This is a genomic window from Cobetia sp. MB87 (assembly GCF_011319755.1).
In the GTDB taxonomy this organism is placed as follows: Bacteria; Pseudomonadota; Gammaproteobacteria; order Pseudomonadales; family Halomonadaceae; genus Cobetia.
In genome coordinates this window covers 210172-222616 of sequence record NZ_VFBC01000007.1, presented here as the reverse complement: position 1 = coordinate 222616, position 12445 = coordinate 210172, and the positions used below count along the sequence as shown (strand labels likewise).

At 63.5% G+C, this 12445-nt stretch carries 11 protein-coding genes; 9 read left to right on the top strand and 2 right to left on the bottom strand.

The genetic code is table 11. The features are described from left to right. Window positions 1–137: 137 nt before the first annotated feature. Entirely contained in the window at window positions 138–485 is a 348-nt protein-coding gene (locus tag CDPAHKCJ_RS13465; protein WP_277343442.1) for a helix-hairpin-helix domain-containing protein, read from the top strand. 663 nt (window positions 486–1148) lie between these two features. On the opposite strand, the gene CDPAHKCJ_RS07030 is transcribed toward CDPAHKCJ_RS13465, so the two are convergent. Beyond that, window positions 1149–1655 carry a peptidylprolyl isomerase gene (locus CDPAHKCJ_RS07030; protein WP_043332448.1) on the bottom strand — a complete coding sequence of 169 codons (507 nt, stop codon included), beginning with the start codon at window positions 1653–1655 and terminating at the stop codon, window positions 1149–1151. Between the two features lie 68 nt (window positions 1656–1723). Next, window positions 1724–2251 (bottom strand): transcription/translation regulatory transformer protein RfaH, encoded by a 528-nt coding sequence (rfaH, locus tag CDPAHKCJ_RS07025; protein WP_166019211.1) that lies wholly within the window; start codon window positions 2249–2251, stop codon window positions 1724–1726. Window positions 2252–2504: 253 nt separating this feature from the next. Here rfaH and CDPAHKCJ_RS07020 point away from each other — a divergent pair, with 253 nt between their 5' ends. From CDPAHKCJ_RS07020 to CDPAHKCJ_RS06985, 8 genes are all read left to right on the top strand, one after another. Then, window positions 2505–3710: an AmpG family muropeptide MFS transporter gene (locus tag CDPAHKCJ_RS07020; RefSeq protein WP_082388128.1), complete on the top strand. Its 1206-nt coding sequence runs from the start codon at window positions 2505–2507 to the stop codon at window positions 3708–3710. Between the two features lie 224 nt (window positions 3711–3934). Continuing rightward, window positions 3935–4294 (top strand): STAS domain-containing protein, encoded by a 360-nt coding sequence (locus CDPAHKCJ_RS07015; RefSeq protein ID WP_166019210.1) that lies wholly within the window; start codon window positions 3935–3937, stop codon window positions 4292–4294. Further along, window positions 4294–5466: a polysaccharide biosynthesis/export family protein gene (locus CDPAHKCJ_RS07010; RefSeq protein ID WP_166019209.1), complete on the top strand. Its 1173-nt coding sequence runs from the start codon at window positions 4294–4296 to the stop codon at window positions 5464–5466. Before CDPAHKCJ_RS07015 ends, CDPAHKCJ_RS07010 begins: the two co-directional genes overlap by 1 nt. A gap of 58 nt (window positions 5467–5524) precedes the next feature. Beyond that, entirely contained in the window at window positions 5525–6979 is a 1455-nt protein-coding gene (locus CDPAHKCJ_RS07005) for a hypothetical protein (RefSeq protein ID WP_166019208.1), read from the top strand. A 7-nt stretch (window positions 6980–6986) separates the two neighbouring features. Then, window positions 6987–8360: an O-antigen ligase family protein gene (locus tag CDPAHKCJ_RS07000; RefSeq protein WP_205700811.1), complete on the top strand. Its 1374-nt coding sequence runs from the start codon at window positions 6987–6989 to the stop codon at window positions 8358–8360. Window positions 8361–8507: 147 nt separating this feature from the next. Continuing rightward, window positions 8508–9884, top strand: coding sequence for an oligosaccharide flippase family protein (locus tag CDPAHKCJ_RS06995; RefSeq protein WP_166019207.1), 1377 nt, complete (start codon window positions 8508–8510; stop codon window positions 9882–9884). Next, window positions 9881–10963 carry a glycosyltransferase family 2 protein gene (locus CDPAHKCJ_RS06990; RefSeq protein ID WP_166019206.1) on the top strand — a complete coding sequence of 361 codons (1083 nt, stop codon included), beginning with the start codon at window positions 9881–9883 and terminating at the stop codon, window positions 10961–10963. Before CDPAHKCJ_RS06995 ends, CDPAHKCJ_RS06990 begins: the two co-directional genes overlap by 4 nt. Continuing rightward, entirely contained in the window at window positions 10963–12417 is a 1455-nt protein-coding gene (locus tag CDPAHKCJ_RS06985; RefSeq protein ID WP_166019205.1) for a WecB/TagA/CpsF family glycosyltransferase, read from the top strand. The genes CDPAHKCJ_RS06990 and CDPAHKCJ_RS06985 overlap by 1 nt, the downstream gene beginning before the upstream one ends. Window positions 12418–12445 lie beyond the last annotated feature (28 nt).

Here is a 12445-nt window from a genome sequence, read left to right as displayed (position 1 = left end):
GGGCCTCGGGTGGTCGCCCCGCGCACCCCCAATCGACCGCCCTGATGTGAGCATAGGAAGCGACCATGAAAACCTTGCTAGGAACACTTCTCGTGACCAGCCTACTGGTACTGTCACCGACCAGTCAGGCCGCAGACATGAACATCAATACCGCCACTGCCGCACAATTGACCGAGCTCAAGGGCATCGGCGGCAAGAAGGCCCAGGCCATCATCGAGTGGCGCAAGGCGAACGGCCCCTTCACCGACGTGGCCCAGTTGACGGAAATCAAGGGAATCGGCCCCAATACGCTCAAGCGGATGAACACGACTTTGACGCTGGGCGAACCGGGCAAGACGACCTCGGCCATCAACACGAAGAGCCCATCGGCCAAGCAAAGCGAGGCTGTCAAGAAAGATCAAGGCATCGACAAGCCCACCGCCGGGAAGGCCATCGACTCCCATAAGGAAGTCGAGAGCCTCAAGACTGCCAGCAACGATAGTTGAGCCGTCACCTTGGGCAGGCAACCTCGTGTCAGTTGCGGGGCTGCCTGCCCAGAGATTCTCTTCCTCCCGGAGAACTGCCAGGAACTGGCAAGAGCCTTGAAGCAGCCCAGAGGCAAGCGATCGTCATGCAAACACGACACTAGCCATTCTCTATCTGACCCCCACAACCAAAAAAGCCGACCCGAAGGTCGGCTAGCGGGGTTTCCCCCTCCCCTGACGGCGAATCGGCACCTGCAAAAAAGCCCGATTCTGACAGCGGCCATCCTGGCCTGCCCCTTCCCCAAGGGGCTCCCTGAATGCCAGCCTCTGTCGGCAGCTGACACCTCTGCTTCTGACATCAATAGCTCTGACATCGATAGCTCTGATATCAATAGCTCTGACATCAATAGCTCTTCCGCCTGTGTCGGCCTGCTGCGGCCTCGACAGGGACACTCTACCCCGCCATGTCCCGCGCGAATCTGATCTGTATCAAGTCCTGAAGGCTTCACGGCTCGTTCCTTGCGGCAGGCGCGTAGACGACTGATCCATATCAATTTTCTCCATCGCCATAGGCCCCAACAACAGACAGCCCCGCAGCCGAGGATTCCGGCTGCGGGGCTGTCTATTGTTGAAGAGGGGCTGCAACGAGGCGCTTCAGCGTCGCACCCTTTTGCAATGCCGACTTCAGCGGCGCACCTTCTTGTCTTCGATCTCGGTATGACTGACATCGAGACCGAGCGGATGACCGGCCGAGAGCTCGGCACGCGTGGCATCACGCACCTCCAGCACCTCGACTTCCCAGCTCAGCGCCTGGCCTGCCAGTGGATGATTGGCATCGACCTTGACCTGCTGCTCGCCGACTTCCAGCACCGTGACCGACCGCTGGCCTTCCGGCGTGCGGGCCTGAAAGCGCATGCCGGCGTTGATCTCGCCCGGGCCGAAGGCATCACGCCCGAAGTATTGCACCAGGCCTTCATCCCGCTCACCGAAGCCTTCGGCTGGCGTCAGATTGACGACCTTGCGGTCGCCGACATCACAGCCCTCAAGCGCGCTCTCGAGCGCTGCCAGAATATTGTCATGGCCATGCAGGTAATCCATCGGCTCACGCTCAAGGGAGCTATCCAGCACAGTGCCATCAGCGGTGCGCAGGGTGTAATGCAGGCTGACGACCTGCTGGGAAGTAATCGCCATGGGAACCACTCCAGAAGAAAGGTGCAATGCGGTCTCGCGGATCAAGTCGGATGAGACAGGACGACAGCTCAGCTTTCGGTGCGCCGCAGCTGACGACTGGAAAGCTCGACACGCTGTTGCTGATTGATCAGATTGAGCAGCACGATGACGCGCTCATCGCCCTTCGCGCTCTCGAAGACGCCACTGAGCGAACTCAAGGGACCATCGATGATCTCGACCTGCTCTCCGGCCCGGAAATAGACATTCTCCGGCGGTTGTTCCTGACGTTGCTCGCCGCTGGCGATCAGGGCTTCCACCAGGGGCGTCGGCACCGCCGTCGGCGTGTTGCCGAAGCTGACCAGCTTGAGCACGCCACGGGTCGAGCGAATCGGACGCCAGTTGTCATCCATCTGATCGAGGCGTATGAACAGGTAATAGGGGAAGAGCGGCTCTTCGACCCAACGCAGCTTGCCGCCGCGCTTCTTTTCCACCTCCAGTAGAGGGTGGAAGACGTGAAATCCCTGATTGGTGAGGTTCTCCGCCGCACGGAAGGATTCCCCGCCCTTGCACTGGATCAGATACCAATGCGCCTTGGCAGCTTCTCGGGCTTCACTCATGATGACCTCTCATTGCCTGCCTGCCCCACTCATGCGTGTCTCGACTAGCATCATGCCTGTCGGCTGACCGGCAGGACAATGCATGGCTCTTGCCCTCAGGCAGTGCGACAATCCGGCCATGAATGACGCAAGCGGCAGATAGCCGCTCACCGTGCGTGTGACACGCACGGCCACACCCTCTGCATGGACAGGCAAGGCTTTGACTTCAAAGGATTTACGCTTACTCGTTGGCCGTCATGGTATCACGTTCCTGATGGGCTTCGCCTCCGGGCTGCCACTGCTGCTGACCGGTAGCGTGCTGCAGGCCTGGATGACGGATGCCGGTGTCTCGCTTGACGCCGTGGGCCTGCTCGCACTGGTCGGCCTGCCCTATACCCTCAAGTTTCTGTGGGCGCCATTGCTGGACCGTATCATGCCGCCGGTGCTCGGTCGGCGCCGTGGCTGGTTGATGATCGCCCAACTGGCCCTGACCGCTCTCATCGCGCTGCTTGCCCTGCAGGACCCGCACATGTCGCCGCTGACCATGGGGGCCATCGCGCTGGCGGTCAGCTTCTTCAGCGCCACCCAGGACATCGTGATCGATGCCTATCGGCGCGAGCATCTGCCGGACAACGAGCTGGGGCTGGGCTCCAGTTTCTATGTCTATGGCTACCGCATCGGCATGTTGATGGCCTCCGCCGGTGGCCTGGTGCTGGCCGACATGATCGGCTTCCGCGTGACCTACCTGATCATGGCCGCGACCCTGGGCGCCTGCATGCTGGTGACCCTGCTGGCACCGGAGCCCGAGGCTCAGGCCGCGCCGCGCGCCCATCATCTGCATGAGATCCTGTGGGACCCCATCCGCCACTTCATGAAGCGCGATGGTGCCATCTGGCTGCTGCTGTTCATCCTGCTCTACAAGCTGGGCGATTCCGTGGCCGGCAATCTGACCACGCCCTTCTACAAGGACATCGGCTTCAGCAACTCCCAAATCGGCGCGACCGTGAAGCTGTTCGGCCTGTGGCCGTTGCTGGCCGGCACCTTCTTCGGCGGCCTGATGATCATGCGCATCGGCATCTATCGGGCGCTCTGGTGGTTCGGCATCCTGCAGATGGTGTCGACTGCCGGCTTCGTCTGGCTGCATCACGTCGGTGATTCGCTGGCGTGGCTCGCGGCTGTGGTCGCCTTCGAGAATCTGGCAGCCGGTATGGGCAGCGCCGCCTTCATCGCCTTCATGGGCGCGCTGACCGACAAGCGCTTCACCGCCGGCCAGTACGCGATGCTTTCCTCGATCATGGGTCTGCCGCGCGTGGTGATTGCCGCGCCTTCCGGCTATCTGGCCGATGCCGCCGGCTGGGACAGCTTCTTCTGGATCTGTACGCTGGCCGCCATACCGGGCCTGTTGCTGTTGCTGCGCTTCCGCCATTGGGGCGCGATGCTGGCCACGCCACACAAGTCACCCGCCATGTCGGGCGAGTGACAACATCGCGCAGGCAACCTCGAAGCCTGAAAACAGCAGGAAAGCCCGAAAACAGCAGGCAGAACTACGAAACCCAGCAAGAAAGAATGAGGCAAGTCAGTCGGCGTCGTTGACACTGTAACAGCAGGTAAACGATGCTTATGCGGCATAGTGCATAAAGATAACAAGCTGCACCGCAGGCCCAGCTGGGGCCAGGCGGTGACATCAAGCACAGGGAGCCCGTCATGCCCATCACTACCCGAATCCACGAAGGCATCTTGGTCACGCCGCCGGCGCAGCTGACAGGCGAGCTCGCGCGCTATTTCCGCCAGGAAATGCTCGCGATGACTCCTGAGCACACCGGCACGCTGGCGGTGGACCTCAGCCATGTCGAGGCCATCGATGCCGATGGGCTCTCGGTACTGGTCAGTCTGCATGATGCGCTGTCCCCGGCGGCGCTGGTGGTGGTCGAACCCTCGCCGGTCATGCAGGCAGAGCTGGAGCGCGTGCGCCTGTTCGAGCTCTTCGATATCTACTATCAGCGCGACCCGCTGCTGGAGTCGAGCGGTGACACACGGACAGGGCCTTCTCGTGAGGTAGCCTGATGAAACGCGATCTGGCTCGGCCCACCTCCCTTGTCTGCTCTCTTCGACACCTGCTGGGCGTCGCGATCACGGCCGCCCTGATGAGCGGCTGTACGCCGATCATGCTGGACGACACTCCCGCCGAAGATCACTGGCAACAGGCGACCCACTGGCCGCTGGAGCTGCCTGCTCCTCATGCCGATGATCGCTTCATGCAGCTGCCCGCAGGCGATGACCAGCGGCTGGCAGCGGGCGATCGACTGAGCGTCAGGGTTGCCGGCAGCGAACTCTTCGATGGCAGCTATGAGGTAGATCATGACGGACGCCTGCGCCTGCCGTGGCTTTCGCCGGTCGAGGCCTCCAACAAGACCATCGACGCCCTGGCGGATGAGATCACCCGGCGTCTGGTGCAGGAAGAGCTGATTCGCCCGGGGCTGGCGCATGTCAGCATCCGGCTCGAGGAATGGGCGCCGTTGGCCGTTGCGGTGTCCGGCGCGGTGTTCTTCCCGGGCGAGGCGGTCATCAATACCCGTCTGCCAGAAGAGCGCATGGTGCGTCGCGACTTCGCCGGCGGCGATGCCAGTCAGCAGCGCCGCCTGTCGGCTGCCTTGACCACGGCCGGCGGTATCCGCCCCGACGCGGACCTGAGCCACATCGAGCTGATTCGCGACGGCCAGACACAGATTCTCGACATGCGCGGCCTGATCGACGGCGAGTATGCCGCCAATCCCTGGCTGCGTGTGGGGGACCGGATCCACGTACCCTCCAGCGGTGCCTTCCAGGCCGCGCTGATGCGCCCCTCGCCGCTCACCGCGCCGGGCATCGTCATCTATGCCTCCAACCTGACCACCCCTGCCAACAACAACAACGTCAGCAATTACACGGTGTTGCGCTCGCAGGTGCCCTACGGCGTACGCATGCTGCAGGGCGTGATCAATGCCAACTGCGTCGGCGGCATCCAGGCGACCTCCGGGTCACGCCGTGCGGTACTGATCAGTACCAACCCGATGACGCATCAGCCGGTCGTGGTCGATCGCGGTATCGATGCCCTGTTGGCCAATCCGGCGGATGTGGGCGTCAATCCCTACCTGATGCCCGAAGATGTGGTCGGTTGCTATGACTCCGGCGTTACCAACATCCGGGATATCGCCAGAACGCTGACTGACCTGCTGACGCCGGCCACTCTGCTGTAACGTTTCGCCCGCCCGTTGCCGCGATGCGACGATTCACTCCCACGTGACAAGGATGTGCATGACAGAGTCCCGCTCCTCGGATACGCCGAAAGCTACAGCGAAGCCCTCACTGGGACGCCGGATACTCGGCGTCCTGCTGGGCTGGGCGGCGCGCGGCTCCAGCATGCGCCCGCGCACCCGCCGCGCGGCCTACCTGTTGCTGGCGACCGCCATCCTGAGTGTCATCTGGGGGTTGACCATCGCCTTCATCGCCGTGGCACCTGTCACCTACACCACCAGCTGGACGATGATTCTGCCGGGCACCGGCTCCGGCCTGTCGGTGAACTTCGAGAGCATCGGCCAGGCCAGTACCAGTGCAAATTCGTCCTATTCGAGTTCCTCGCTGGACCCCAAGGTCAACTACCGCGCCATCGCCGAGAGCCCTGCCGTGCTGGAACGTGCCGCCAGCACGGTCGACATGCATCCTGACGATTACGGCAAGCCGAAGATAAAGTTGACCGACCAGACCGCCCTGATCGCCTTCCAGACCAGCGCACCGAGCGCCAAGGCCGCGCTTGCACGTGCCAATGCGCACATCGATGCCTTCAATGAGGTGATCGAACAGCTGCGCAATGATGAACAGGCGCGCCGCGAAGCCGTCATCCGCCGCTCGCTGGAGACCTACGACCGCACGCTCAAGGAAACCCAGCGCAAGCTGCTCGAGTTCCAGTCCACCTCCGGGCTGGTCTCGATGGAGCAGTTCAAGGAATTGACGCTGAGTGTCGAGGCGCTCAAGGACACGCTCGAGACGCGTGATGGCGAGCTGTCGGCTCTGAATGCCCGGCTCGCCACCCTGTCCAGTCGCCTGGGACTGGATGCCGGCCAGGCCGGTGGCGTGATCGCCCTGCAGCGCGATGCCCGCTATCAGGCACTGCTGACGCAGGCAGCGGAGCAGGCGGCCAGTCTTGATGAAGCGCGCGGCAAATGGGGCGAGCGCAATCCGGAAGTCATCAATCTGGCCGCGGGGCTTGATGCTCTCGAGCGTTCGCTGGCCTCACGCATGCGCCAGTTGCTGCCCCGCCAGACCTCGCGCATCCAGAATGCCCTGCGTGCCGCATCGGGTCATGCCAATCAGGACACCCTGGTCGGCGAGCTGATCACCCTGGATACCCAGCGGCGCGGCGTGATCAGCGAGCTTGCCACCGGGCGTGCCAATCTGGCGGCTCGCCAGCAGCGACTGGACAACAGTGTCGCCAAGGCCGCCCAACTGCAGGACCTGCTGCGCGAGCAACAGGTCGCCACGGCGGTCTACACCACGGCGCTGGCCAAGATCGACATCGGCCAGATCGACCCCTTCGCCAGCTACCCGATGCTGCAGATTCTCGATCCGCCGCCACTACCCGAGAAGGCGGATTCGCTGGGCATCAAGCTGGCCATCGTCGGCGCGCTGGCGGCGAGCGTCTTCAGCATCATCGGCCTGATCCTGCTGTGGATCAGGAAACCCTATCTGCTGCGCCTGCAGCAAAGCGTGTGAGCCGCCGATGTTTTCCCTGAAGGCGGGGCCGGAGGCGGATGTCCGTCCCGAGACCCCGGAAGAGCGCATCATCTGGTTCTCGATCACCGCGACCTATCTGTTCTACCTGATCGGTGGCCTCTACGTGCTGGCCCCCGTGCTGGCATGGTCACTGGTGATGCGTGCCGCCTGGCTGCACCTCAAGGGCCGCCAGCGTTTCCCCCGCCTGCCCTGGCCACTGTGGGTGTGGATCATCGGCATGATCGTGATGGAGTTCTCGCTGCTGGCCGGCCACCTGATCGAGAACCTCGGCACCGGCAAGCTGATCAAGTCCTCCATCGGCTGGGCCAAGGGTTGGGCGCTGCTGGCGGTCTTCCCGATCATCGGCTGCCTGGCGATCCGCCCGGCGGTGATCATTCGCGCGGCCATGCATGTCTGCCTGCACACCATGCTGTTGCTGCCGGTGTTCGTCGGCGCCTGGCTGGCGGGGCTACCCCAGGTGCCCTTCGTCTCACCGCTGCAGGCCATCGGCGGGCCGGGGCCGGAATTCTTCGCCGTCTCGCTCTATGAAATCGACCCCGGCAGCGGCATGCCGCGCTGGCGACTGTTCACGCCCTGGGCGCCGGCGGTGGGCTTTGTCGCCAGCATCTATTTCGCCTGCGCCCTGCTCGAGAAGCATCCCTTGTGGAAGGCGATCGGCATCGGCGGCAGCGTGCTGATGATCCTGATGTCCGGCTCGCGCATGGCGCTGGTGTCGCTGGTATTGATCAGCGCCGGGATGTTCCTGCTCAAGCGCCTGCACAAGCCGTGGCTGTGGTTCAGCTTCTCCGGCGCGAGCTTGATCGCCGGCTTTCTCGGCGCACCGATTCTGGAAGCCATCGACAACTTCATCGCCGCCTTCAAGGGCTCGCGAGCGGACTCGACCCGCGTGCGGGCCGCGCTGGGGCGCATCGCGGTGGATCGCTGGCGCAACGAGGCACCCTGGTTCGGCCACGGCATCGTCGAGCGCGGCCCACACCTGGTGGAGTACATGCCGATCGGCTCTCACCACAGCTGGTATGGACTCCTGTTCGTCAAGGGCATCTTCGGCCTGTTCGCGCTGTTGATCCCGATGCTGGTCAGCCTGCTGCATCTGCTGCGATTCGTGGTCGGCCGCCCTGTCGTGCAGCTGGGCTTGATCATGGTCGGCCTGCTGTTCGTCTACTCCTTCGGTGAGAATCTGGAAATCCTTGCCTACCTGATCTGGCCGGGACTGATCCTGATCGGCAAGGCACATCAGCTGGCGGGCCTGCCCGCCAGCGAAGGGCATATCCACAACATGGGACCGGTGGATGTGGAGAAGCCGCTTTCAAGGGCAGCGCCCGCCTCCGCTGATACCGGTAGCAGCGACACGGCAACCTAGTCCGATCACGGGATAGTGGAACAAGGCTGCGCCAGATCACGCCAATTCATCAGTACGTTGCGCTAGAGTGGCTACACCAGCCGTTCAAAAGCATGACTGACAAGACCAGATGCCTTCAAAGGGCACCACAAGCCAGGGAGCCAGGCGATGGGTGTGATCACGCGACTCAAGACACGCCTGTCAGGTGGCGGAGACGGTGGCAACGGCCGCCTGATCCGCAATCTGGCTTGGATGGGCATGTCGCAAGGGGTGCACCGCATCGCGCGATTGGGCGCGACCCTGGTGGCGGCGCGCATGATCGCGCCGGAGTCCTTCGGTATCGCCGCCATCGTGCTCACCGCACACGAGATCATGCACGCCATCTCCAATGCCGCCGTGGTACCCGCCCTGGTGCAGGCCGGTCGCGAGGGATATGAACGCCTGTGCCGCGATGCCTACTGGTTCAATTGGGTGGTGTGCCTAGGCCTGATGGTGCTGCAGATGGCACTGGCCCCGCTGCTGGCCTACCTCTATGACGCTCCCGATCTGACGCTGCCGCTGATGGCGCTGGCGCTGATCTTCCCGATGTTGCCCCCCGCCGCCATCAATGCGGCGCGAATTCTGCGCAGCAACCGCCTGCACATCACGGCGCGCATCGAGATGGGCCAGAGCATCGGCGAGGCCGTCGGCGTGATGCTGCTGGCCGCCATGGGTACCGGGTTCTGGGCCTTGATCCTGCCCAAGCTGATCGTGACGCCCATCTGGACCCTGACCTACCGCTGGTGCGAATCATGGCGCATCGATGAGCGCCCCACCACGCTGTGGTCGCGGCCACTGATGAGCTTCGCGCGTCCAATGATGGGCGTCGAGGTGGTCTCGGTGCTGCGTCAGCAGATGGATTACCTGCTGGTCGGTGCCCTGTTCGCCATGGACGTGCTCGGCGTCTACTTCTTTGCCTTCAATGCCGGACTCGGCATCAGCCTTGGCCTCCTGCGCGCCTACTCCACCGCCATCTTCCCGCAGCTATGCGGCGACATGACCTCGCGTGAGCGACTGGCACGCATGCACCACGGCATGCGTCTGTTCGCGCTGGTCGCCGTGCCCGCCATCATCGCCCAGAGCCTGCTGGCGCCCTGGTATGTGCCGATCCTGTTCGGGGAAGCCTGGGTCGAGCGTGGCGCCCTGCCGATCCTGATCCTGATCTGCCTCTCCGCCCTGCCGCGAATCCTGCTCGACAGTTGCGGCCAGTTGCTGCGCGCCCAGGGCATGCCCGGGGCAGATCTCAAGCTGCAGATCTTCATGACACTGATGCTCGGCGCCGGCATGTTCGCCGGCGTGCCCTTCGGCATCAATGGCGTCGCAGCCGGCATTCTGGTCGGCATCAGCCTGGCCGCCCTGCCCGGCTACCTGTGGACACGCCGGCTGATCCTCGCTCAGGACAGCCCGGTGACAGATGCGCCGCCACCAGACATACCAGACACACCTCACGCAGCATCCACCGCATCGCTTTCCCAAGACAGGGACGTCCAGGAGGCCAGACCATGACCCCGACCTTTTCGGTCATCATGCCGATCTACAACGTCGAACGTTTCGTCGCGGCCGCCATCGACAGCGTGCTGGCGCAGGAGGATGGCGATCTTGAACTGCTCATCATCGATGACTGCTCCCCCGATGGCAGCCGGACGATCTGCGAAGCCTATGACGACCCGCGCATCACGCTGATCTCTCATCCGGTCAATCGCGGTCTGGCCGGGGCGCGCAACACCGGCGTACGTGCCGCACAGGGTCGCTACCTGGCCTTCCTGGACTCCGACGACATCTGGGAGCCCGCGAAACTTGCGCGCCACCGCGAGCACCTCGAGGCACGCCCCGAGGTAGGCCTGTCCTTCTCGCGCTCGGCCTTCATCGATGCCGCTGGCGAGCCGCTGGACTACTACCAGATGCCAAGCCTGACCGACATCACGCCGGGGCTGCTGTTCTGTCGCAACCCGGTGGGCAATGGTTCGGCACCGGTCATCCGCCGCGAGATTCTCGAGGCCATCGCCTTCGACTGTGAGGTCAAGGGGGGTGGCGTGCTGCCCTGTTATTTCGATGAGAGCCTGCGCCAGAGCGAAGACATCGAGTGCTGGACACGCATCGCCCTCAAGACCGGCACCACGGTGGAAGGCATTCCCGAGCCGCTGACCCGCTACCGGCTCAATGAAGGCGGGCTTTCGGCACAACTGGAGCGCCAATACCAGAGCTGGCTTGCGATCGTCGAGCTGACGCGCGCCTACGCACCTGACTTCATCGAACAGTGGTATCCCCGCGCCCAGGCCTACCAGCTGCGCTATCTGTCGCGTCAGGCGATTCGCCTGCGTGACGGGGATGCTGCCTGGGAGTATTGCCGCCGCGCCATCAAGGCATGGCCGGGTATCTGGAAGGCGGAATTCGGGCGCACCGCTGCCACGGCAGGGGCCGCCCTGATGTTGCGCGTGATGCCCAAGAGTCTCTATCTGCGCTGTGAAGGGCTCGCCCAGGGGATCATCGGCAAGGCGCAGAAGAAGAAGATCGACAATGCGCCGCGCCCGCAGGCGGCCAGACCGAATCAACAGCAGGACGCTCATGAAGTGGAGTCGCCATGATGAGCCAGCCATTGGATCAAGCCCTCTTCACCACTGAGCACGTCAAGACGCTGCCTCACGCCAAGGTGCTGGGGGTGCCCTTCGTCAACACCAGTCTCGACACCTGCCTGAGCCTGCTCAAGAGCTGGATCAGCGATCCGCAGCCGCGCACCGTCAATTTCGTCAATGCGCACTGCCTGAACGTGGCCCAGGTCGATCGCTATTACCTGCAGGTGCTGCATGACAGCGACCTGCTGCTGCCCGATGGCAGCGGCATCAAGATGGCCTGTCGCATGCTCGGCCAGGAGCTTGAAGCCAACCTCAATGGCACCGACCTGCTGCCCCATCTGTGCGACATGCTGGTGGCGGAGAACAAGCGCCTGTTCCTGCTCGGCGCCGCCCCGGGCGTGGCCGACAAAATGGCCGACAAGCTCCGCGAGCAATGGCCGACGCTCGAAATCAGTGGTGTACATCACGGCTTCATCGGCCCGGAAATCATCGACGACGTACTGGCGCAGATCAATCAGGGCACCGACCTGTTGCTGGTGGCGATGGGCGTGCCGGCGCAGGAGAAGTGGATCTCGACCTACCGTGAGCGACTCGAGGTGCCAGTGGTCATGGGGGTCGGCGGTCTGTTCGACTTCTATTCCCAGCGCATCCCACGTGCGCCGGGCGTCGTGCGCAGACTGGGCATGGAATGGGCCTGGCGGTTGCTGATGGAGCCACGCCGCATGTTCAAGCGCTACGTGCTTGGCAACCCGAGCTTTCTGATGAGCGTGCGCAAGTATGGGGAAGAGGCGATTCCCGGCCGCGGCCTGTGGATGAAATCACGCTCCAACTGGCGCCACTTTCGATGGCGAGTGAGCAACTGGCTGACTCCGCGCGCGCGCCGCGCCATGGATATCGTCGGTGCCAGCGGCGTGCTGCTGGTGCTGTCACCACTGCTGCTGGGCACGGTGCTGGCCATCCGCCTGGAATCGCCAGGCCCGGTGCTGTTCGGTCAGGAGCGTATCGGGCGCCACGGCAAGCCATTCAAGCTGTGGAAGTTCCGCTCGATGTACATCGACGCCGAAGAGCGTCTGCGCGAACTGCAGGCCGCCAATGAGAGCGAAGGTGGCGTGCTGTTCAAGATGAAGCAGGACCCGCGCATCACGCGGGTGGGTCGCGTGATCCGCAAGCTGTCCATCGATGAACTGCCGCAGCTATGGAACGTTCTGCGCGGCGAGATGGCGCTGGTCGGGCCACGCCCGGCACTGGCCCGCGAGGTGGCGCTCTATGAGGCGCGCGCGCGCATGCGTCTGGATGCCACCCCGGGGCTGACCGGACTGTGGCAGGTCTCGGGACGCTCGGATCTGTCCTTCGAGCAACAGATCCATCTGGACCTCTTCTATCTGCATCGTCAGGGCATCAAGGAAGACATCAAGCTGCTGTTGCGCACGATTCCTGCCGTTCTGACCAGCCGTGGAGCCTACTGATGCGCGAGACTCCCTCTCTCATTCGTGC